18 protein-coding genes and 1 pseudogene are annotated in these 21,855 nt (G+C 74.1%); 11 read left to right on the top strand and 8 right to left on the bottom strand.

The annotated features are described in order from the left end of the window. Positions 1 to 295 precede the first annotated feature (295 nt). Complete coding sequence (locus tag ACGF1Z_RS05660) at positions 296 to 892, top strand: HEAT repeat domain-containing protein (RefSeq protein WP_393000186.1); 597 nt, start codon at positions 296 to 298, stop codon at positions 890 to 892. A 93-nt stretch (positions 893 to 985) separates the two neighbouring features. Here the strand turns inward: ACGF1Z_RS05660 and ACGF1Z_RS05655 are convergent, their stop codons facing one another. Together ACGF1Z_RS05655 and ACGF1Z_RS05650 are read right to left on the bottom strand one after the other, a co-directional pair. Then, complete coding sequence (locus ACGF1Z_RS05655) at positions 986 to 2,587, bottom strand: alpha/beta hydrolase (protein WP_393000184.1); 1,602 nt, start codon at positions 2,585 to 2,587, stop codon at positions 986 to 988. 114 nt (positions 2,588 to 2,701) lie between these two features. Beyond that, positions 2,702 to 3,754, bottom strand: a complete 1,053-nt coding sequence (locus ACGF1Z_RS05650; protein WP_393000182.1) for an Rv2578c family radical SAM protein — start codon at positions 3,752 to 3,754, stop codon at positions 2,702 to 2,704. 148 nt (positions 3,755 to 3,902) lie between these two features. On the opposite strand from ACGF1Z_RS05650, the gene ACGF1Z_RS05645 reads away from it, so the two are divergent. Together ACGF1Z_RS05645 and ACGF1Z_RS05640 are read left to right on the top strand one after the other, a co-directional pair. Beyond that, positions 3,903 to 4,346: an SRPBCC family protein gene (locus ACGF1Z_RS05645; protein WP_393000180.1), complete on the top strand. Its 444-nt coding sequence runs from the start codon at positions 3,903 to 3,905 to the stop codon at positions 4,344 to 4,346. 300 nt (positions 4,347 to 4,646) lie between these two features. Continuing rightward, positions 4,647 to 7,115: an MFS transporter gene (locus ACGF1Z_RS05640; protein WP_393000178.1), complete on the top strand. Its 2,469-nt coding sequence runs from the start codon at positions 4,647 to 4,649 to the stop codon at positions 7,113 to 7,115. 43 nt (positions 7,116 to 7,158) lie between these two features. On the opposite strand, the gene ACGF1Z_RS05635 is transcribed toward ACGF1Z_RS05640, so the two are convergent. Further along, the gene (locus ACGF1Z_RS05635) at positions 7,159 to 8,223 is read right to left on the bottom strand and encodes a hypothetical protein (protein ID WP_393000176.1); all 1,065 of its coding nucleotides are present in this window, start codon (positions 8,221 to 8,223) and stop codon (positions 7,159 to 7,161) included. Positions 8,224 to 8,382: 159 nt separating this feature from the next. Here ACGF1Z_RS05635 and ACGF1Z_RS05630 point away from each other — a divergent pair, with 159 nt between their 5' ends. The 4 genes from ACGF1Z_RS05630 (at position 8,383) to ACGF1Z_RS05615 (ending at position 13,612) form a co-directional block, all read left to right on the top strand. After that, complete coding sequence (locus ACGF1Z_RS05630) at positions 8,383 to 9,216, top strand: M55 family metallopeptidase (RefSeq protein WP_393000174.1); 834 nt, start codon at positions 8,383 to 8,385, stop codon at positions 9,214 to 9,216. Beyond that, positions 9,209 to 10,543, top strand: a complete 1,335-nt coding sequence (locus ACGF1Z_RS05625) for a M20/M25/M40 family metallo-hydrolase (protein ID WP_393000172.1) — start codon at positions 9,209 to 9,211, stop codon at positions 10,541 to 10,543. The genes ACGF1Z_RS05630 and ACGF1Z_RS05625 overlap by 8 nt, the downstream gene beginning before the upstream one ends. Before the next feature lie 157 nt (positions 10,544 to 10,700). Continuing rightward, positions 10,701 to 12,686, top strand: a complete 1,986-nt coding sequence (locus tag ACGF1Z_RS05620; RefSeq protein ID WP_393000170.1) for a prolyl oligopeptidase family serine peptidase — start codon at positions 10,701 to 10,703, stop codon at positions 12,684 to 12,686. Then, the gene (locus ACGF1Z_RS05615; protein WP_393000168.1) at positions 12,683 to 13,612 is read left to right on the top strand and encodes an LD-carboxypeptidase; all 930 of its coding nucleotides are present in this window, start codon (positions 12,683 to 12,685) and stop codon (positions 13,610 to 13,612) included. The genes ACGF1Z_RS05620 and ACGF1Z_RS05615 overlap by 4 nt, the downstream gene beginning before the upstream one ends. A gap of 222 nt (positions 13,613 to 13,834) precedes the next feature. On the opposite strand, the gene ACGF1Z_RS05610 is transcribed toward ACGF1Z_RS05615, so the two are convergent. Next, positions 13,835 to 14,944, bottom strand: a complete 1,110-nt coding sequence (locus tag ACGF1Z_RS05610; protein ID WP_393000166.1) for an adenosine deaminase — start codon at positions 14,942 to 14,944, stop codon at positions 13,835 to 13,837. A gap of 213 nt (positions 14,945 to 15,157) precedes the next feature. Then, complete coding sequence (locus tag ACGF1Z_RS05605; protein ID WP_393000164.1) at positions 15,158 to 15,907, bottom strand: GntR family transcriptional regulator; 750 nt, start codon at positions 15,905 to 15,907, stop codon at positions 15,158 to 15,160. 174 nt (positions 15,908 to 16,081) lie between these two features. On the opposite strand from ACGF1Z_RS05605, the gene ACGF1Z_RS05600 reads away from it, so the two are divergent. Continuing rightward, entirely contained in the window at positions 16,082 to 16,330 is a 249-nt protein-coding gene (locus ACGF1Z_RS05600; protein ID WP_393000162.1) for a DUF1049 domain-containing protein, read from the top strand. Beyond that, positions 16,327 to 16,677: a hypothetical protein gene (locus ACGF1Z_RS05595; protein WP_393000160.1), complete on the top strand. Its 351-nt coding sequence runs from the start codon at positions 16,327 to 16,329 to the stop codon at positions 16,675 to 16,677. Before ACGF1Z_RS05600 ends, ACGF1Z_RS05595 begins: the two co-directional genes overlap by 4 nt. 215 nt (positions 16,678 to 16,892) lie before the next feature. Here ACGF1Z_RS05595 and ACGF1Z_RS05590 read toward each other — a convergent pair whose 3' ends face one another. Then, positions 16,893 to 17,228: a hypothetical protein gene (locus ACGF1Z_RS05590; protein WP_393000158.1), complete on the bottom strand. Its 336-nt coding sequence runs from the start codon at positions 17,226 to 17,228 to the stop codon at positions 16,893 to 16,895. Positions 17,229 to 17,491: 263 nt separating this feature from the next. On the opposite strand from ACGF1Z_RS05590, the pseudogene ACGF1Z_RS05585 reads away from it, so the two are divergent. After that, positions 17,492 to 18,025: pseudogene (locus ACGF1Z_RS05585) on the top strand (GNAT family N-acetyltransferase); the annotation flags it as partial. Positions 18,026 to 18,279: 254 nt separating this feature from the next. On the opposite strand, the gene ACGF1Z_RS05580 reads toward ACGF1Z_RS05585, so the two are convergent. Further along, entirely contained in the window at positions 18,280 to 18,612 is a 333-nt protein-coding gene (locus ACGF1Z_RS05580; RefSeq protein ID WP_393000156.1) for a DUF6204 family protein, read from the bottom strand. A 146-nt stretch (positions 18,613 to 18,758) separates the two neighbouring features. On the opposite strand from ACGF1Z_RS05580, the gene ACGF1Z_RS05575 reads away from it, so the two are divergent. Continuing rightward, a complete protein-coding gene (locus tag ACGF1Z_RS05575) occupies positions 18,759 to 20,825 on the top strand; it encodes a DUF5107 domain-containing protein (RefSeq protein ID WP_393000154.1) in 2,067 nt (688 codons plus the stop codon). A 169-nt stretch (positions 20,826 to 20,994) separates the two neighbouring features. On the opposite strand, the gene ACGF1Z_RS05570 is transcribed toward ACGF1Z_RS05575, so the two are convergent. Then, the gene (locus tag ACGF1Z_RS05570; RefSeq protein ID WP_393000152.1) at positions 20,995 to 21,807 is read right to left on the bottom strand and encodes a methyltransferase domain-containing protein; all 813 of its coding nucleotides are present in this window, start codon (positions 21,805 to 21,807) and stop codon (positions 20,995 to 20,997) included. Between the last annotated feature and the right edge of the window lie 48 nt (positions 21,808 to 21,855).

Raw genomic sequence — 21,855 nt, 5'->3', positions numbered from 1 at the left:
CTCCTGGGAGAAGAGTGACGACTGAAGGCAGTGCGCGAAAAGAAGAGCGCGGTGGCCCAGAGAGAGGGGTGAAAGAGCGACGGACCCTGTCCCGGAGTCACGTCGAAAACTGCCGAACCGAACGAACTTCCCCATACCTTCGGTACGGGGTGGACCCCTGACGGCTGCGTCACCAGGCCGTCGGGGGAAGTGCGGGGGGTGGCCCGCTCACCTGAGATTAACTGCCCGGTAACGAGCGCGCCAGTCCCGGGAAGTTGGGAACAATGTGATCTGGGTCGCGGATAGGCTGCGGAATATGAATTTCGCCGCGGACCCCGAATTCTGCTCGATGATCGATCGTTTACGGGAAGAGATCGAGAATGACCGCGGAGAGGTGCCGGCGGCATTCGAAGAACTCGCGGGACCGCTCGGCGCGGAGGAACTCCACCGGACGCTCACCGCACCCGGACAACCCCTCTGGGCCCGCGAGATCGCCGCCTTCCGGCTCGGCCTCGCCGGCGACGCGCGCGCCTTCGAGGCCCTGGTCCTGCTCCTCAACCACCGCGACCCCGAGCGCTGCGTCTCCGCCGCCCACGCCCTCACCCGGCTCGGCGACCCCCGGACCGCCCGCGCCGCCGCCGCGCTCGCCACCAACGAACTCCGCGTCGCCTACGCCCTGCTGCCGGTCCGTCTGCTGGCCACCCTGCGCGCCCCGGAGAGCGTTCCCGCCCTCGTCACCGTCCTCGGACGCAGGCTCGCACCCGCCGACCCGCACTGGCGCGTCGGCCTCGCCTGTGTCGAAGGGCTCGGCGCGCTCGGTGACCCGGGCGCCCGCGAGGTCCTGGAGGCGGCCCTGCCGCACCCGCGCTTCGGGGGAGCGGCACGCGAGGCGCTGGAGCGGCTCCCCTCCTGAGCCCGCGTGCGGGCGCCCCCGGCGACCGGCCGCCGGGGGCACCGCGGCCCTCCGGCCTGCCGGAGGGCGCCCGCTTCCCGCGGCCGCGCGGTCTCAGCGCACGTGGCCGAGCATCCCGTGCAGGGTGGCGCCGGCGCCCGGGGCCGCGCCGCGGGTCGCCGCGGCCTTCGCGGGCTTCGGCTCGGGGAGCCTCTCGCAGACCGCGTCCGCCTCCGCGCCCTCCGCCCCGCGCGGCACGGTGCCGGTGGAGAGGTAGGCGGCGAGGTGCTCGTCCATGCAGTCGTTGCCCGCCAGCGTCACGCCGTGGTTGCCGCCGCCGTCCTCGACGACCAGGCTGGAGCCGGTCATCTTCCGGTGCAGGGTGACCGCGCCCTCGAACGGGGTGGCGGCGTCCTCGGTGGCCTGCAGGATCAGCATCGGGGGCAGCTCGTCGTTGCCGACGTCCGGCGGGGTGGCCGGGGCGACCGGCCAGAACGCGCACGGCGCGTTGTACCAGGCGTTGTTCCAGGTGGAGAACGGCGCCTTGGCGTGCACCTTCCAGTTGTCCCTGCGCCAGACGTTCCAGTCCCGCGGCCAGGCCGCGTCCCGGCACTGGACGCTCGTGTAGACCGAGTAGCCGTTGTCCGCCGCGGCGTCCGCGGCGGCGTAGTCCTCGTACGCGGCCACCAGCGGGGCCGTGTCCCGGTCGTTCGCGAACGCGGCGAACGCGGCCGCGAGACGCGGCCAGTAGCCGTCGTAGTAGCCGCCCGGCAGGAACGTGTCCTCCAGCTCGCCCGGGCCCACCTTGCCGCCGGCGGGCGCGGTGCGCAGCTCCTCGCGCATCCGGTACCAGGCCGCCTCCACGGCCGCCGGGTCGGTGCCGAGGCGGTAGGTCGCGTCGTTCCGGGCCACCCACGCCGTGAAGTCCTTGTGGCGGGCGTCGAAGGCGTAGTCCTGCCCGATGTTGTCCTCGTACCAGACGCCGTGCGGGTTCACGACGGAGTCGAGCGCCATGCGCCGCACCCGCTCGGGGAAGAGCCGCGCGTACACCGCGCCGAGGTAGGTGCCGTACGAGTAGCCGAGGTAGCTGAGCTTCGGCGCGCCCAGCGCCGTCCGGACGGCGTCCAGGTCACGGGCGGTGGAGACGGTGTCGATGTACGGAAGGACGTCCGCGTACTTGTCGCCGCAGGCCTGGGCGAAGGCCCGCGCGCGCTCGATGCCGGCCCGTTCGTCCTCGGCGTCGACCGGCACGGAGTCCGGGCGTACCGGGTCGAAGTGGCCGGGGCGGCAGTTCAGGGCGGGCTCGCTCTTGCCGACGCCCCGCGGGTCGAAACCGATCACGTCGTACTGCGCCACCACCTTCGAGGGCAGTGAGGCCGCCACGTACCCGGCCATCCCGCGTCCGCTGCCGCCGGGGCCGCCGGGGTTCACCAGGAGCGGGCCCTGGTAGGTCTTCGCCGTGTGCGGGACCCGGGTCAGGGCCAGGGCGATCGTCCGGCCCGCCGGGTCGTCGTGGTCCAGCGGCACCCTCAGGGTGCCGCACTGGAGCTTCGGGTACGCCTTGGTGCCGCAGTCGGTCCAGGCGAGCGGGGCGACGGGACGGGGCGTGGGGGCGGGCCCGTTCGCCGCGGAGGCGGACGGGGGCGCGGGCAGGACGGTGACCGTCCCGGCGGCCAGCGCCCCAGCGGCGATCAGCATTCCTGCGCGTGTTCTCATACGGCGTCCGTGCCCCGGACGGCGCTCGTGGGGACCGTTCCGGCACAGAGTTGACCCGATCGGCGGAGGTGACGCGCCGTCAAAGAGGTCCCGGGCGCGGGACTCGGGCCGGTGTCACAGCAGGGTGAGCTGCTCGGCCTCCGGCACGCGCGCGTGGTGCTCGGGCAGGGGGGTCCGGTGCGAGGGGCCCCGGCGGTCGTTCGGCCCGATCCCGAACTCCGACGCAAGCTCGTGCACCTGACGGGTGATCCGGCGCTGGTACCAGGTGGGGGCGTAGGCCCCGCCCGCGTACATGCGCTCGTAGCGGCCGACCAGGCCGGGGTGGTGGCGGCGCAGCCAGGTGAAGTACCACTCGCGCGCCCCCGGGCGCAGGTGCAGGACGAGCGGGGTGACGGAGGTGGCGCCGGCCTCGGCGACGGCGCGGACGGTGTCGCGCAGCTGCTCCGGACGGTCGCCGAGGAAGGGCACGACGGGTGCCATCAGGACCCCGCAGCCGATGCCGTGGCGGGCGAGGGTCCGTACGACGTCCAGGCGACGCTCGGGGGCGGGGGTGCCGGGCTCGACGGTGCGCCACAGCTCGGTGTCGGTGAAGCCGACGGAGACGGACACGCCCACCTCGGTGACCTCGGCGGCCTGCCGGAGCAGGTCCAGGTCGCGCAGGATCAGCGTCCCCTTGGTGAGGATCGAGAAGGGGTTCGCGTAATCCCGCAGGGCCTCCAGGATGCCCGGCATCAGCCGGTAGCGGCCCTCCGCCCGCTGGTAGCAGTCGACGTTGGTGCCCATGGCGATGTGCGCGCCCTGCCAGCGCCGCGAGGCGAGCTGCCCGCGCAGCAGCTCCGGCGCGTTCACCTTGACGACGATCTGCGAGTCGAAGCCGGTCCCGGTGTCGAGGTCCAGATAGCTGTGGGTCTTGCGGGCGAAGCAGTACACGCAGGCGTGGGTGCAGCCGCGGTACGGGTTGACCGTCCACTCGAACGGCATGCGGGAGGCGCCGGGCACCCGGTTGACGATCGAGCGGGCCCGCACCTCGTGGAAGGTGATGCCGCGGAACTCGGGTGTGTCGAACGTGCGGGTGGTGACCGCGTCCGCGCCGAACAGGGCGCTTTCGGCCAGGGCGGCGGGGCTGTCGGCGGCAGCGGAGCCGTCGGCCAGACGATCCCATCTCATGGTCGCCTCCTCGGGGGACGGGGTGGTCCCAGATTAGAACATACGTTCCCTTGATCGCGGCAACCCGGATTTTGGGCCCCGGCGCCCAGGTGGTTGGCTTGGCCCGTATCCCCCGCAAGCACCACGAGAACAAGCTGGAGGAAGCGCCATGGCGCAGGTCGAGGCCACGACGGAGCGGATCATCGCCGCTGACGCGGAGACGGTGTTCGACGCCCTCGCCGACTACACCGGGACGCGCGAGAAGCTGCTCCCCGAGCACTTCAGCGAGTACGAGGTGCGCGAGGGCGGCGACGGCGAGGGCACCCTCGTCCACTGGAAGCTCCAGGCCACCAGCAAGCGCGTGCGCGACTGCCTTCTGGACGTCACCGAGCCCACCGACGGGCAGCTCGTGGAGAAGGACCGCAACTCCTCCATGGTCACCACCTGGACCGTCACCCCGGCCGGTGAAGGCAGGTCCAGGGTCCTCGTCAGCACCGTCTGGAACGGCGCCGGCGGCATCGGCGGCTTCTTCGAGAAGACCTTCGCCCCCAAGGGCCTCGGCCGCATCTACGACGCCCTGCTCGCCAAGCTCGCCGCCGAGGTCGAGAAGTAGGACGGGGCGGGACCGGGAGGCCGCACCGAGAAGTAGCCCCGGGAAACCGGAAGCCGGAAGTAACGCCCGGTTCACTCACCGATTCGAGTGGTTTCCCCGCGACCCCCGCAAGAGCGCCCGGCGCACTCGGGGGTCGCGCGCTTGACGGCAAAGCCCCTGATGAGCGCCCCAAGTGCGCCCGCTCGCAGGGCCGTTACGCCTCCACCTCCCCACCCTCCTCCCGTACCGCCCGACTTGCTCCCGCTTCGTGCCCAATGCGAAGAATGGCGCGCGCAGACGCCGTGACGAGGGGAGCAGCACGTGGGTGCGATCACGCTGGCCGAGGACGCCAGGGACGCCGAGGGCGCGGAGCCGCACCTCACCGAGGACACCGCCGGCCCGGCGGACCGGCCCGACGCGAGCCGCTCGCCCGCCGCTCCGGCGCCGCCGCCCGCAGCGGAAGCGGCTCTCGACCCACGCCGCGTCCGGCTCGTCTTCTGCGGACTCATGCTCGCGCTGCTCCTCGCCGCGCTCGAGCAGATGATCGTCGCCACCGCCCTGCCGAAGATCGTCGGCGAACTCCAGGGCCTGGACCGGATGTCCTGGGCGATCACCGCCTACCTGCTCACCGCCACCATCGGCCTCCCCGTCTACGGAAAGCTCGGCGACCTCCTCGGCCGCAAAGGCGTCTTCCTCTTCGCGATCGTCGTCTTCGTCATCGGCTCCGGCCTCGCCGGCTGGTCCCGTTCCATGGACCAGCTCATCGCCTTCCGCGCCCTCCAGGGCGCCGGCGCCGGCGGACTGATGATCGGCGTCCAGGCGATCATCGCCGACATCGTCCCCTCCCGGGAACGCGGCCGCTACATGGGCCTCATCGGCGCCGCCTTCGGCCTCGCCTCCGTCGCCGGACCGCTGCTCGGCGGCTTCTTCACCGACCACGTCTCCTGGCGCTGGTGCTTCTACTTCAACGTGCCCTTCGGCCTCGTCACCCTGCTCGTGGTCTCGCTCGTCCTGAAGCTCCCCAAGCCCACCGCCCGGGCCCGGTTCGACGTCCTCGGCGCCCTCCTGCTCGCCGCCGCCTCCACCTGCCTGGTGCTGCTCACCAGCTGGGGCGGCACCACGTACGCCTGGGACTCCCGCGCGATCCTCGGCCTCGGCTGCGGCGCCGTCGCGGCCACCGCCCTCTTCCTCCTCGTCGAGCGCTTCGCCCGCGAACCGCTCATCCCGCTGCGCCTGTTCCGCGACTCCGTCTTCACCGTCACCAGCCTCGTCGGCGCGGTCGTCGGCATCGCCCTCTTCGGCGCCGCCAGCTATCTGCCGACCTTCCTGCAGATGGTCGAGGGCGCCAGCGCCACCGAGTCCGGCCTCCTGATGCTCCCGCTGATGGGCGGCATCGTGGCGGCCTCGGTCGTGTCCGGCCAACTCATCAGCCGCACCGGCCACTACAAGGTCTTCCCGCTGCTCGGCGGCGCCGTGTCGACCCTCGGCATGTGGCTGCTCTCCCACATGGACACCGACACCCCGCGGCTGACCCACAGCCTCTGGCAGGCCGTGCTCGGCGTCGGCATCGGCCTCGTCATGCCCTTCCTCGTGCTCGCCGTCCAGAACTCCGTACGCCCCGCCGACCTCGGGACCGCCACCAGCGCCCACAACTACTTCCGCCAGATCGGCGGCAGCGTCGGGGCCGCGATCTTCGGCACCCTCTTCGCCGCCCGCCTCGACGACGCACTGGCCGACCGGCTGCCCAAGGACGGCGCCGCCGCCCTGCCGCCCGCGGACTCGATCACCCCGCAGGCGGTCCACGCGCTGCCGCCCGCGCTGCGCGACGCCTTCGTCGAGGCCTACGCCGACGCCATGCCCCGGATCTTCCTCTACCTCGTGCCGGTCCTCGCGCTCGGCCTCGTCCTCGCCTTCTTCCTCAAGGAGAAACCGCTGGTGTCCCCTCACACCCCCGCCACCGAGGCCCCCGCCACCCCGCTCCCGCACGCCCGGGCCGCCGCCACCGACACCCGGACCGCCGCCCCGCTGCTCGACGGGGTCCCCGTCTGCGGCACCGTCCAGCACCACGACGGCAGCTGTGTGCCCCGGGCCGCCCTCACCCTCATCGACGTCCAGGGCCGCCAGATCGGCCGGGGCGGCAGCGGCGACGACGGCCGCTACGCGCTGAGCGTGCCCGGCCCCGGTTCGTACGTGCTCATCGCTGCTGCCGGCGGGCACCAGCCGCAGGCCGTATCCGTCACCGTGGGGGAGCGCCCGGTCGAGCTGGACGTCGTCCTCGGCGGGGCGGGACGGCTGGCCGGCGCCGTCGTCACCGCCGACGGCACCCCCGTACGCGACGCGGCGGTCACCCTCACCGACGTACGCGGCGAGGTCGTCGCCTCCACCCGCAGCGGACGCGACGGCGGCTACGTGATCGGCGAGCTGGTCGCCGGCGAGTACACCCTGGCCGCGAGCGCCCCCGCGTTCCGCCCGGCCGCCCTGCCGGTCAGCGTGCAGGCCTCCCGCGAGACCCGCCAGGACATCGAGCTGGCGGGCGGCGCGGTGCTGCGCGGCACGGTACGGGCGGGCGGCGGCCGGCCGGTGGAGGACGCCCGCGTGACGCTGCTCGACGCCGCCGGGAACGTGGTCGACACCCTGACGACGGGTTCGGACGGCACGTTCCGCTTCGTGGACCTGTCCTCGGGCGAGTACACGGTGATCGCCGCCGGCTACCCGCCGGTGGCGACGGTCCTCCAGGTCGCGGGCGGCGGCCGGACGGAGCGCGACCTGCAGCTCGGCCACGAGGACTGAGCCGCCCGGAGCCCCGCGGCCGGGCCGCGGGGCTCCGGGGGTGTCAGGAGGCGGCGGTGGCCTTGCGCAGCGCGCTGATGCAGGTGCCGATCGCCTCCTGCAGGGCCTCCAGGCGCTGCAGCATGTCGTCCTCGACGACGTCCTCCTCCAGGACCTCGTCGAGGGTCAGCTCCTCGAAGACCTTCGTCGCCTTCTGCAGGCTGCTGTAGAACTTCGCCCGGCGCTCCTGGACGCGCAGTGCCGGATCCGCCTCGACGGCCTGGACGACCATCGACCTCACCGTGTCGTAGGCCTCACCGGCCCACTCGCCGGCCTCCTCGGAGTCGTCGAGCTCGTCGATCAGGGTGAGGTGCCGCTCGGCCTCCGCGCGCAACTCGGCCGGGGCCGCGACGGTCTGGCCGGCCGGCGTCCTGATCCGGCCGCCTTCCGCGATCTGCCGGACGTACTCGATCCGGTCCGCGGCCTTGGCCTCCTGCGCCACCGCCTTCTTCAGGTCGCCGGCGCGGGCGATGGCCCGGGCCATCTCGGTCTGCAGCGCCGGGTCCTCCTTCATCCGGTCCAGCAGCGCACCCCGCGCGGCCTCGGCGGTGCCCGGGTCGGCGAGGATCGCGGCACGGAGCGCCGTCGGGTTCTCCGCCACCTCCAGCGCCTTCGTCGCCTTGATCCCCTCCGCCTCGGCCGCGGCCGTGATCGCGTGGCCGCGCACCGAGGTCGCGCTGTTGCGGGAGGAGTAGTACGACAGCCAGACGTCGGCCTCGGGCAGCTCGACGTCCAGGCCCGGGACCAGCGCCTCGAACTGCGGCACCAGGGCGTCGTCGGCGGCCATGTCCCACGCCTTGTAGTAGCGCATGACCCGCTCGGCGGAGCAGCCGGCGAGTTCCGCGAAGGCCTTCGCCGACACCTTCTCCGAGCCCTCGGCCGCCTGGCCGCCCGGGCGCACGCTGCGCGCCACCTTCAGCGCGAACGCCCAGCCGCCGGTCCGCGCGTACACCCCGAAATCGCGGGCGTCGCGGACCACGGCCTCGGCGACGGCCTGTGCGGCGGGCTCGACCCACTCGCCGGTGTCGACGGGCAGAGGGGCTTCGGACGGGGCGAGCGAGGTGGTCACCGAGGGGTCTCCTGAGTTTCGCGGGACGACGAAAACTGCGCCCGTCAGCCTATACGCACCCGATGGACGGGTTCGCCCGAATCACTGCCACCGGTCCACGCCTCCGACACTTTTCCACAGGGGTGGTCCGGCCCGCGGGGGGCGCGTACGGTGCCAGGCATGAAGATCCTGATCAGTGCCGACATGGAGGGCGCGACCGGCGTGACCTGGCCCGCCGACGTGCTGCCCGGCACGCCGCAATGGGAGCGCTGCCGTTCCCTGTTCACCTCGGACGTCAACGCGGCGGTGCTCGGCTTCTTCGACGGCGGCGCCGACGAGGTCCTGATCAACGAGGCGCACTGGAGCATGCGCAATCTCCTCCTGGAGCACCTCGACGAACGCGCCGAGATGATCACCGGCCGGCACAAGACGCTCTCCATGGTCGAGGGCGTCCAGCACGGCGACGTCGACGGCATCGCCTTCGTCGGCTACCACACCGGCGCGGGCGCCGAAGGCGTCCTCGCCCACACCTACCTGGCCAACTCGATCACGGGTGTCTGGCTGAACGGCGTCCGCGCCGGCGAGGGCCTGCTCAACGCGCACGTGGTGGCCGAGTACGGGGTCCCCGTCGTCCTCGTCACCGGCGACGACCTGGCCTGCGAGGACGCACTGGGCTACGCCCCGGAGGCACGGAAGGTCGCCGTCAAGGACCACGTGTCGCGGTACGCGGCGGTGTGCCGCACTCCGGCCCGCACGGCTTCCGACATCCGCGCCGCGGCGAAGGACGCGGTCTCCCTCGCCGTCCGGCACGAGCCGGTCAGAGGCGGCCCCTTCACCGTGGAGCTGGAGTTCGACGCGGAGCACCTCACCGGCGCCGCGACGGTGGTCCCGGGCGTGGAGCGGAGCGGCGAGCGCCGGGTCGCCTACACCAGCGAGACCATGTACGAGGGAATCCGCACGTTCAAGGCGGTCACCACGATCGTGTCGGCCGCCGTGGAGGAGCAGTATGGCTGAGGAGGACCAGGGCCCGGACGCGACGGCACTCGACGAGGTCGTCACCTTCACGTCCGAGCTCATCAGGATCGACACCACCAACCGGGGCGGCGGCGACTGCCGCGAGCGCCCCGCCGCCGAGTACGTGGCGGAGCGGCTCGCCGGCGCGGGCCTGGAGCCCACGCTCCTCGAACGCACCCCGGGGCGCACCAATGTCGTCGCCCGCATCCCGGGCACCGACCCGACGGCCGACGCGCTCCTGGTCCACGGCCACCTCGACGTCGTCCCGGCCGAGGCCGCCGACTGGACCGTGCACCCCTTCTCGGGCGAGGTCCGCGACGGGGTCGTCTGGGGGCGGGGCGCCGTCGACATGAAGAACATGGACGCGATGGTGCTCGCCGTCGTCCGCTCCTGGGCGCGGCAGGGCATCCGGCCGCGCCGGGACATCGTGGTCGCCTACACCGCCGACGAGGAGGCGAGCGCCGAGGACGGCTCCGGCTTCCTCGCCGACACCCACCCCGGTCTCTTCGAGGGCTGCACCGAGGGCATCAGCGAGTCCGGTGCCTTCAGCTTCCACCCCGCCCCCGGCATGACGCTCTACCCGATCGCGGCGGGCGAGCGCGGCACCGCCTGGCTCAAGCTCACCGCCCACGGCACCGCCGGCCACGGCTCCAAGGTCAACCACGCCAACGCCGTCACCCGCCTCGCCGCGGCCGTCGCCCGGATCGGCGCCCACGAGTGGCCCGTCCGGCTCACCGCCACCGTGCGGGCCGCCCTCACCGAACTGGCCGCGCTGTACGGCATCGAGACGGACGTCGACGCCCCCGACTTCGACACCGACCGTCTCCTGGAGAAGCTCGGCCCGGCCGCGGCCCTGGTCCGGCCCACCGTGCGCAACAGCGCCAACCCGACGATGCTGGACGCCGGTTACAAGGTCAACGTGATCCCTGGCCACGCCGTCGCCTACGTCGACGGGCGGATGCTGCCCGGTGGCGAGGACGAGTTCACCGAGACCATGGACAGGCTCACCGGCCCCGACGTGGAGTGGGAGTTCCACCACCGCGAAGTGCCCCTGGAGGCACCGGTCGCCTCCCCGACCTTCGCCAAACTGCGCGCCGCCGTCGAGCGCTTCGACCCGGCGGGGCACGTCGTCCCGTTCGCCATGTCCGGGGGCACCGACGCCAAGCAGTTCTCCCGCCTCGGCATCACCGGCTACGGCTTCTCGCCGCTGAGACTGCCCCCCGAGCTCGACTACGGAGCGCTGTTCCACGGCGTCGACGAGCGCGTCCCCGTCGACGCCCTCCACTTCGGCGTCCGCGTCCTCGACCACTACCTGAGATCCGCCTAGGAACCGCCGGACGGACCGGGACCGGACCCGACCCCGGCGGACCGGACCCGACCCCGGCGGACCGGACCCGACCCCGGCGGGCCGGGCCCGGCCGGGGCCGCTCGCCCGCGGCACCACCGCACGTCACACCCGCACGACCCGTACAGGGGGGAACCTGATGGCACCCACGGCCACCTACGGCAGCTGGCCGTCACCCATCGGCGCCGAGCTCGCCGCCGCCCACGGCGGACGGCCCGACCACGTCGGGTTCGTCGGCGACGAGGTGTGGTGGACCGCCCCGCGGCCCGCCGAGGGCGGCCGGCGAGCCCTGGTGCGCCGCCGTGACGACGGCACCGAGGAGTCGGTCCTGCCACCGCCCTGGAACGTCCGCAGCCGCGTCATCGAGTACGGCGGCCAGCCGTGGGCCGGCACCGTGCGCGCGGACGGCTCGGCGCTCGTCGTCTTCTGCCACCTCCCCGACCAGCGGCTGTACGCGTACGAGCCCGACGCGGCCGCCGGCGCGGCCCCGCGCCCCCTCACCCCCGTCTCCGGCATCGGCGGCGGACTGCGCTGGGTCGACCCCGTCCTCCGTCCCGCGCAGGGCGAGGTCTGGTGCGTCCTGGAGGAGTTCACCGGCCCCGGACCCACCGACGTGCGCCGCGTCATCGCCGCCGTCCCCCTGGACGGCTCCGCGGCCGAGGACCGCTCCCGCGTCCGCGAACTCACGGACGGGCGACACCGCTTCGTCACCGGGCCCCGGCTCTCGCCCGACGGCCGGCAGGCCGCCTGGATCGCCTGGGACCACCCCCGCATGCCCTGGGACGGCACCGAGGTCCTGCTCGCCGACGTCACCGGGGACGGCACCCTCGACCGGCCGCGCACGGTCGCCGGCGGACCCGAGGAGTCCGTGCCCCAGGTGGGCTGGACCCACGACGGGCAGCTCCTCCACCTCAGCGACCGCAGCGGATGGTGGAACCTCTACCGCACCGCCGAGGACGGCGAACCGGTCGCGCTCTGTCCGCGCCCCGAGGAGTTCGGCGGGGCACTGTGGAAGATCGGCCTCAGCTGGTTCCAGCCGCTGGACGGCGGACTCGTCGCCGTCGTGCACGGCAAGGGTGCCACCGCCCTCGGGATACTCGACCCGGAAAGCGGCGAACTGGTCGACGCCGCCGGCCCCTGGACCGAGTGGGCCGCCACCCTGGCCGTGCACGGCCCCCGCGTCGTCGGTGTCGCCGCCGGCCCCCGCAGCGCCTACGAGGTGGTGGAGGTCGACACCCGCACCGGGCGCGCCCGGGTCGTCGGCTGCCCGCACGAGGACCCGGTGGACCCGTCCTACTACCCCGAACCGCAGATCCGCACCTTCACCGGCCCCGACGCCCGTGAGATCCACGCCCACGTCTACCCGCCCCACAACCCGGACCGCACCGCACCCGGGGACGGCCTCCCGCCCTATGTGATCTGGGCGCACGGCGGCCCCACCGGCCACGCGCCGCTCGTCCTCGACCTGGAGATCGCCTACTTCACCTCCCGCGGCATCGGCGTCGCCGAGGTCAACTACGGCGGCTCCACCGGCTACGGGCGGGAGTACCGCGAGCGGCTGCGCGAGCAGTGGGGCGTGGTCGACGTCGAGGACTGCGCCGCCGTCGCCCGTGCACTCGCCGACGAGGGCACGGCCGACCCCGCCCGCCTCGCCATCCGCGGCGGCAGCGCCGGCGGCTGGACCGCCGCCGCCTCACTCGTCCACAGCGACGTCTACGCCTGCGGCACGATCGTCTACCCCATCCTCGATCCGGCCGCCTGGGCCGACGGCGAGACCCACGACTTCGAGTCGGAGTACCCGCAGTCGCTCATCGGTCCCCTCGACGAGGTCCCCGCCCGCTACCGGGACCGCTCCCCGCTGGAACACGTCGACCGGATCACCGCCCCCTTCGTCCTGCTGCAGGGCCTCGACGACGTCATCTGCCCGCCCGCCCAGGCCGAGCGCTTCCTCGCCCGGATGGCCGGCCAGGGCGTGCCCCATGCCTACCTCGCCTTCGAGGGCGAGGCACACGGCTTCCGCAGGGCCGACACGACGGTCCGCTGCCTGGAGGCCGAACTCTCCCTGTACGCCCAGACCTTCGGCATCGAACGGTCCGACATCCCCCGGCTGGAGCTGAGGACATGACCCCGGAGCTGCTCCGACCCCGCCGGCTGAGCCCCGGCGCCCGCGTGGCCGTCGTCGCCCCCAGCGGTCCCGTCCCGGAGGACCGCCTCCGGGCAGGCCTCGACATCCTGCGCGGCTGGGACCTCGACCCCGTCGTCGCCCCCCACGTCCTCGACACCCATCCCACCCTCGGCCACCTCGCCGGCAGCGACGCCGACCGCGCCCGCGACCTCACCGAGGCCTGGTGCGACCCGTCCGTCTCCGCCGTCGTGTGCGCCCGCGGCGGCTACGGCGCCCAGCGGATGGTGGACCTCGTCGACTGGACGGCGATACGGGCCGCAGGCCCCAAGGTGTTCGTCGGCTACAGCGACGTCACCGCCCTCCACGAGGCCTTCGCCCGCCGGGTCGGCCTGGCCACCCTGCACGGCCCGATGGTCGCCGCCGCGGCCTTCCTCAAGGACACCCGCACCCAGGAGTCCCTGCGCGCCACCCTCTTCGCCCCCGAGTCGGTGCGCACCCTGGGCCTGGAGAGCGCCCGCGCCCTGGTCCCGGGCCGTGCCCGCGGTGTCACCCTCGGCGGCTGCCTCGCCCTCCTCGCCGCCGATCTCGGCACCCCGCACGCCCGCCGCTCGGCCCGCGGCGGCCTGCTCCTCCTGGAGGACACGGGAGAGGAGCCGTACCGCCTCGACCGCATGCTGACCCAGCTCCTGCGCTCCGGATGGCTGGACGGCGTCGCCGGCATCGGCCTCGGCTCCTGGGAGGAGTGCGGCCCGTACGAGGACGTGCGCGCCGTGCTGCTCGACCGCCTCGGCCCCCTGGGCGTACCGGTCCTGGAGCAGCTGGGCTTCGGCCACCACGAGAGCGCACCGACGATTCCCCTGGGCCTGCCGGCCGTCCTGGACACCGAGTCGGCCACGCTCACGCTGGACGTACCGGCCCTGGCCTGAGCCCGCCCGACGACCTCGTCGGCGCACCCCGCGCCGTCCTCCCGGTGGTCTCTCCGCACACCGGACGCGTCCCCGGTGCCGGGTGGTTCCGGCGGTGCCGCGACGAGGCGTGGTGCCGCGACGGGGGTGGTGCCGGTGCCGGGCGGTCGGCCCGGGGGCGACCAGGGCGTGGCGGGAGATGTCCGCGTACGGGTCCCGGCCTGAGCCCCGGTCCGGGAGGGGCTACCGGGCGGTGAGGGCCGCGTAGCCCGGGCGGATCAGTTCGTCGACGAGGCGGCGACGCTCCGGAAGCGGGAGGAAGGCGGCCTCGACGGCGGCGACGGTGAACTCCTCGAAGACCTCGGGACCGTAGCCGAACGCGTCCGCCATGTGCTGGAACTCCTCGCTCATGGTGGTGCCGGAGACCAGCCGGTTGTCCGTGTTGAGCGTGATCCGGAAGCCGAGGCGGCGCAGCTCGTCGATCGGGTGCGAGGCGTAGTCCTTGGCCGCGCCCGTCTGGAGGTTGGAGGTCGGGCAGACCTCCAGGGCGATGCGGTTGTCGCGGACGTACGAGGCCAGGCGGCCCAGCGTGCCGTCCTCGGCGATGTCGTCGACGATCCGCACGCCATGACCGATCCGTTCGCTGCCGCACACCTGGACGGCCTCGTGGATGGACTCGGCGCCGACGGCCTCGCCGGCGTGGATCGTGAAGTGGCAGTTCTCCCGCTTGAGGTGCTGGAAGGCCGGCAGGTGCCGGGCCGGCGGGTTGCCGATCTCGCCGCCGGCGATGTCGAAGCCCGCCACGCCGTTGTCCCGGTGGGCGACCGTGAGCTGCGCGATCTCCAGAGAGCGGTCGGTGTGCCGCATGCCGGTGAGGAGGGCGCGGACGGTGATCCGCCCGCCGGTCCGGCGCTCACCCTCTCGGAAGCCGCTGTTCACGGCTTCGACGACCTCGTCGAGGGTGAGCCCGCCCTCGAGGTGCTGCTCGGGGGCGTAACGGACCTCGGCGTAGACGACACCGTCGGCGGCCAGGTCCTCGGCGCACTCGGCCGCGATCCGCTCCAGGGCCTCGCGGGTCTGCATCACCGCGCAGGTGTGGGCGAACGTCTCCAGGTACCGCTCCAGCGAACCGGAGTCGGCGGCGTCCCGGAACCAGACCGCCAGCTCCGCCGGGTCCTCGGTGGGAAGCCCGGTGTACCCGCAGGCGCGCGCCAGCTCGACGATCGTGGCGGGCCGCAGTCCACCGTCGAGGTGGTCGTGCAGGACGGCCTTGGGGGCCCGCCGGATCCAGTCGGCGACGGTGGTGGAGGAGGCGGGGGCAGGGGCGGCGGCAGGGTTGTCAGACAAGTGCATGGCCGGGAAGTGTACGCCACGTGGGGAGGGCGGTGGTGTGACGGTGGTGTGACGGTGGCGACAGGGAGGGCCAGGGGCACGGAGGGCGGGGCGGGGCGCTCGTGCGCGGGGAGTGCGTGGGGAGGGCGTGGGGGAGGCCGGGCGGCCCCGGCGGTGCGGTCGCCCGGCTCGCTGTCCGCCCGCCCCGGGGGCGTGCCGGTGTGCGCGGCGCGGTCAGTTCGACTGGAGCACCGGGAGGGCCGGGGCGCCGGTCGGGAGCATGTGCTTGGCCGCCAGGACCGGGGTGCCGTCCACCCGCACGACCTGGGTGACCAGGACCGCGGGCGTGTCCGCGGACCGGCCCAGCTGCTCGCCCCGGCGGCGGCCGAGCAGGGTGGCGGTGACCGCGCTGTGCGCGGCCAGGGGCACGCCGCGTGAGGCGCCGGCGAGGACCGCGAGCATCGACGTGCGTTCCGGCGCCACGGTCGCTCTGAGCGCTTCGGCGAACGCCGGATGCGCCTCGTGCAGCACGCCGTCGGCGGCCGCCCACTCATGGCTGAGCGCCGCCGGCCCGGCCTCTCCGGCCAGCACGGACTCCCAGAAACGGAGTTCGGCACCGGCCGGGGCCAGGAGATGCTGGGTGGTGAAGTCGGTGGGCTCCTCCACGGAGCGGAGCAGGCCCCTCACCCGCAACGGCGCGCCCGCCCCGAGCAGTTCCTCCAGGGCCTGGACGTGTTCGAAGCCGCGCCTCGGCGGATGGGCGTTGACGGTACGGCCCACCCCCCGTCGCACCGTGAGGAGCCCGTCCTCCTGGAGCAGCAGCAGCGCCTCGCGCAGGGCCGGCCGGCTCACGCCGAGCTCGCCCGCGAGCTTCGGTTCGGAGGGGAGCGTGGATCCCGGCGGGTAGGTGCCGTCGTGGACGGCGTCCGCGATCCGTTCGTAGAGCGCGACGACGGGTCGCCGCTGCTGTCCGCCGGCTGCCACGGATCCTCCTCGTGCTCGTGCTCGCGCCTGCATCGCCCCTGCTCACCTCTACCGTAGCTACCGTAGTCGTCCCTTCCTGTCTGACAAGTCACTCGTACGGCCGCTTCCACCGCCGCCGAGTTGCCGGAATCGGCCCATCCTGGGGTATCGGACGACGGAGGAGAGGGCCGGACCATGAGTCCTAGGGAGGCATCGGGCGCGACCACGGGCGAGGCCCGGGCGGGCGGAGTCTTCACCCCTGGCCGGGTCGCGATGGCTGCGGTCGCCGTTCTGACGCCGGTCTTCGTCTTCGAGAACACCCGAGAGGTACGGATCAGGCTGCTGGTCCCCGAGGTCTCGATGCCGCTCCACCTCGCGCTGCTCGCGACCACGCTGCTCGGCGCGGTCTGCGGCTTCTACGCGGCGCACCGGAGGACCCGGTGAAGCGCGCGACCGTGCTCGGCGCGGGCGTCGCCCTCGCGCTCGCGGCGGTGGCGGTCAGCTCGGCGGAACCGGTGGCCGGGGCGGGGGAGGAGGGCGGCGCGCAGACCATGCCGGATCTCCTCGGCAAGGGCCTGTGGCGGGTCTTCACCTCGCTCGACCCGAGGACCCGGCTCGACGTCCACGACGTCGGCGGCGGCGACCGGCGGGTCCTGTGGCCCCCGAACTGGCGCGTCTGCACCCAGCACCCCGCGCCGGGGGCGGCGCGGGGAGCTCACGGGTGGGTGGTCGTGGGGGTCGCGAAGAAGGGCGAGGCGTGTCCGGCCCGGGTGACGGCGGCCCGCCGCTGACACGGTCGGCATCGGTCCGCCGTCGCCCCGGCACCGCACCGCGCCCGCAGCCGCCCGGCCACGTCACCGCGCCGACCGCCGCCCCCTGCGGCCCCTGTACGCCCACCCCTCCCAGACCCGGTGCGACACTGCGCCGGCTGCCTCGGCGGTGTCCCGTACGCCCCCGACCCGGCGAGACGGGACACGGACGAAGGCGGGCGAGCGCCGCGTGCGGCTCACTCGGTGGTCTGGGTGTGCGTCGGTCCGGCGTCGTAGCGGTCGAGAAACCCGTTCGCCGGAAGGTCGAGCGCATGGAGCAGCGAGAAGACCTCGGTGCCCGCGCCCACCTCCTCCCCGTCGCCGTCGGAGATCCGGTACGCCTGCAGCATGTCGAGGACGTCGAAGCCGCCTTCCCGCGCGTACTCGGCCGACTCCCGCTCCGCCAGTTCGAGGGCTTCGTCGAGGGACCGTGCCCGGAACAGCACGACGCGTTCCTCGTAAGGGCGGTTCTCCCAGGTCAGCCAGCGGTAGAAGGACCTGACGCCGTACCACGCCCTCTGCTCTTGCCCCATCGCCGGCCCGCCCCGTCCCCTCGCACCTCACCAGGATCGCCGTCAGGAGGGATCCACTTCGCTGACCGACCCTACTGCGGCCGCCTCGCGCGGAAGGGGGCGGCGGGTGGAGGGGCACGGGCCGGGAGGGGACTGCACGCGCGCCGGGCGAGAGGCCGGGCCCCGGCGCGGAGGTGGGGCGGCGGGTCGGGTGGGTGCCGGGCTGAGCCGGGGGCGTGTCGCGTCGGGGCGGGCGGCGGTCGACGGGTCGTTAACCTGGGCGAATGAGTGATGATCCCGGGGCGTATCTCTGTGTCGGGCCCCGCGTCGGCCTGCGGCCGTACTCGCTCGACGACGCGGAGGAGTTCACCGCCCGCGCCCGCGAGAGCCGCGAGCTGCACGCGCCGTGGTTGTTTCCCCCGCAGACGGCGGACGCGTACGAGGCCTACGCGCGGCTGCTGATCGCGGAACCGACGCGGACCGGATTCCTCGTCTGCGAGCGGGCGGACGGGCGGATCGCCGGTTTCGTCAACATCAACAACATCGTCCGCGGCGCCTTCCTCTCCGGCGCCCTGGGCTATGGCGCCTTCGCGCACGCCGCCGGACGCGGACTGCTCTCCGAGGGTCTCGGCCTCGTTCTGGCGTACGCCCTCGGGCCCCTCGGCCTGCACCGGCTGGAAGCGAACATCCAGCCGGGCAACGCGGCCTCCCGCGCCCTGGTCCGCCGCGCCGGTTTCCGGTTGGAGGGCTTCTCGCCCGCGATGCTGTTCATCGACGGCGCCTGGCGGGACCACGAGCGCTGGGCGATCACCGCCGACGGGCCCGGCCCCGGGCACGAGACCAGGCCCGGGGCCGGGCCCGGGACGGGGTACGAGACCAGGCCCAGGACAAGCCACCGGGCTGGGCCCGGGACGGGGCGCGAGGCCGGACCCGGACCCGGGCCCGGGACGGGGCGCGAGGCCGGACCCGGACCCGGACCCGGGCCCGGCAGCGGGACGGTCGCGTAGGGCCGTGGCGCGAATCGGCCGCGGGGCGCGCCCCGGCCCGGGCGCCCGAAGCGTCGCCCGCCAGGTCAGCGCTTGTAGTTGATCTTCATCGTGTCCATGTCCGTGACCGTGGACTTCAGGCCCGCGAAGCCGTACCCCAGCTCCTTCAGGGCCCGCTCCACCCGGTCCTCCGCGATCGCGCCCGCCATCTCCTCGCCGTCCGCCGCGTCGGAGACGACGACCAGGCGGTACGAGAAGTGCTTCAGGTTCCGGTCGTAGGCGAGGGAGCCCTCCTCCGTGAACTGCATGGCCGAGAGCCCGTGTTCGTCGGCCTCGGCGAGCAGCCGGGTCCGGCTCTCCTCCGACAGGCCGTCGAACGTCCCCCGGACGATCACCCTATAGGTGTGCTGCTCACTCATTCCCGCGCCTCTCCGCACCGTACATCCGTAACGGATCCACCCTAGGGCGGCCGCTTCACACCGCAACGGAATTTCTGGGTCAAGCCTCCCGGGGGCCGTCGTCCAGCCCCTGGCCAGCGGTGGTCCCGCCGTGTTCCATGGTCGACATGACGACCGTACGACGTGCCGTACTCACCCTGCCCGCGGCGCAGTTGGGCCCGGACAACCCCCTGCCCGCCCTGCGTCTGCTCGCCGGCGGCGCGACCGGCGCCGCGAGCGGAGCCCCCACGGTCTCCATCAGCCCCGCGCTCCCCACGAGCCAGACCACCCCCATGGTCGACGAGCGCGACCGCGACCGGATCCCGCGCGACATGGCCCGGCAGCTCGGCCGCGCACCGCTGCGCACACTGCTGCCCGCCCCGGTCCGCGACGGCTACGGGCGCGAGCGTGTCCCCACCACCCTCGACACGATCGAGATCGAGAACGAGCTGCTGCGCGTGACGGTCCTCCCCGGGCTCGGCGGGCGCGTCCACTCCCTCCTGCACAAGCCGACCGGCCGCGAACTCCTCTATCGCAACCCGGTGCTGCAGCCCGCCGCCTTCGCCCTCAACGGCGCCTGGTTCTCCGGCGGCATCGAGTGGAACATCGGCGCCCGCGGCCACACCACGCTCTCCTGCGCCCCCCTGCACGCGGCGGTCGTCCGCGCGCCCGACGGAGGCCGGATGCTGCGCCTGTGGGAGTGGGAGCGGCTTCGCGACCTGCCGTTCCAGGTCGACCTGTGGCTCCCGGACGGCGCCGAGCACCTCCGCGTCGGCATCCGCATCCGCAACCCGCACGAGCGCGCCGTGCCCTGCTACTGGTGGTCCAACACCGCCGTGCCCGAGGACCGGCGCGTCCTCGCGCCCGCGGACGAGGCCTGGCACTTCGGGTACGAACACGCCCTGCGCCGCGTCTCCGTGCCGTGCGGTGCGGACGGCACCGACCGCACGTACCCGCTGCGGAGCACCCACGCCGCCGACTACTTCTACGCCCTGCCGGAGGGACGGCGGCGGTGGATCGCCGCCCTCGACGAGCACGGCGACGGCCTCGTGCAGACCTCCACGGACGGGCTGCTCGGCCGGAAGCTGTTCGTGTGGGGCACCGGTCGCGGCGGCCGGCGCTGGCAGGAGTGGCTCACCGAGCCCGGCACCCCCGGCTACGCGGAGATCCAGGCCGGACTCGCCCGCACGCAGCTGGAGCATCCGCCCCTGGAAGCGGGGGAGGAGGTCTCCTGGCTCGAGGTGTACGGCCCGCTGACCGCCGACCCGGCCGCGGCGCACGGCCCGGACTGGGCGGTCGCCCGGGCGAGCGTCGAGGACGCCCTGGAGGCGGTGCTGCCCCGAGCCGAGGTCGACGCCGCCTACGAGCAGTGGCGGACCGTCGCCGCCGACGCCGAACCGGGACCGTCGCTCGCCACGGGATCCGGCTGGGGAGCCCTCGAAGTGCTGCGCGGGGGCTATGAGTTGCCCGGCACGCCCTTCTCCGGGGAGCTGCTCGGAGAGGAGCAGCGCCCCTGGCTGGCCCTCCTGCGCACGGGAGCACTTCCCGACGCGGACGCGGACGCGGCCGAGCGTGGGGGCGGGGGCAGGGAGGCCGTCGCGAAGAACCCCGCTCTCGCCCGGCCGGGGGCGACGCTCGTCTCCGACGCGTGGCGGGACATGCTGGAGACCGCGCCGGCGGATGCGGTCACCGAGTACCACCTGGGCGTCGCCCAGTGGGCCGCGGGCGATCTGGCCCAGGCGGTGCGCAGTTGGGAGCGCGGCCTGAAGAACGCGGCGGCCCGGTGGCCCCTGCTCTACTGCCTCGCCGTCGCCGACCGGGAGTGCGGCCATCCGCAACGCGCGGCCGAGCGGTACGCGGAGGCCTTCGACGAGCAGTACGGCGGCGACCCGGTGGTCACCGCCGCTCTCGGGCGCGAGACGGTGTCCGTGCTCCTGGAGACGGGGCGCGCCGGGGAGGCGCGCGCCGTGCTGTCCCGGCTGCCCGAGGACGTGCGGGCCCGTGGGGCCTTCCGGTATCTGGAGGCGCGGCTGCTGCTCGCGGAGGGGCGGAAGGGCGAGGCCCGCGCCGTCTTCGACGCGGGCTTCGAGGTCGCGGACCTGCGAGAGGGTGCGGAGGAGCTGGGCGAACTCTGGTCCCGCATCACGGACGAACCCCTGCCGGACGCCTACGACTTCAGGATGCGCCCGAGCTGACCGGCGGCCGGGAGCAGCGGTCCGCCGCCCCGGCCCCATCTCGGCCCCCGCCCCCCCACGTCCCGGGCGAGGCCGGGGCTACGGGTCCCGCCTCTCGCCCCCTGGGCGAGGCGCGGGCGACGGGTGCGCCCGACGCCTCCCACGCGAGGCACCGGCCGCGGGTCCCACCTCAGGCCCGGCACAGGATCTCGCCGTGGGGGACCATGAACCACGCGTCCGGCGCCTCGCCCCAGGCGCGCCATGCCTCGGCGATCCCGGTCAGCTCCTCGCGCGTCGTGTGGCCGCCGTCCACGGCCACGCGGGCGTAGTCCGAGTCGGTCGTACGGTCGGCCCACAGGCCGCTCCACCAGGCCCGCTGGTCCGGTCCGGCGAAGCACCACGCGCCGGCCGAGGCGGTGACGTCGGTGAAGCCCGCCTCGTGCGCCCAGGACAGCAGGCGGCGGCCCGCGTCCGGTTCGCCGCCGTTGGAGCGGGCCACCCGCCGGTACAGGTCCTGCCAGCGGTCCAGACCGGGGTGGGCCGGGAACCACGTGAACGCGCCGTAGTCGCTGTCACGCGCCGCGACCACGCCGCCCGGCCGGCACACCCGCCGCATCTCGCGCAGTGCCCGCACCGGGTCTCCGACGTGCTGGAGCACCTGGTGGGCGTGCACGATGTCGAAGGAGTTGTCGGGGAAGTCCAGGGCGTGGACGTCGGAGACGCTGAACTCCACGTTGTCCAGGCCTCGTTCGGCGGCCACCGCCCGGGCCTTCACCAGCACGTCCTCGGCCGCGTCCACCGCCGTCACCCGACCGGGGGCGACCCGCGCCGCCAGGTCGGCCGTGATCGTGCCCGGTCCGCAGCCCACGTCCAGCACGTCGAGTCCCGCCTGCAGTGCGGGGATCAGATAGGCGGCGGAGTTCTCCACCGTGCGCCACGAGTGCGACCGCAGGACCGACTCGTGGTGCCCGTGGGTGTAGACGGCGCTTTCGGCATGCGACATGACCGGTCTCCCTTGGTCTGGGTGGGTGTGGTCACCGTACGCCGGGCA

Origin of the sequence: Streptomyces sp. NPDC048018 (assembly GCF_043202995.1) — a bacterium.
In the GTDB taxonomy this organism is placed as follows: Bacteria; Actinomycetota; Actinomycetes; order Streptomycetales; family Streptomycetaceae; genus Streptomyces.
The sequence above is the reverse complement of the archived record's forward strand: the minus strand, read 5'-3'. Positions and strand labels throughout refer to the sequence as shown.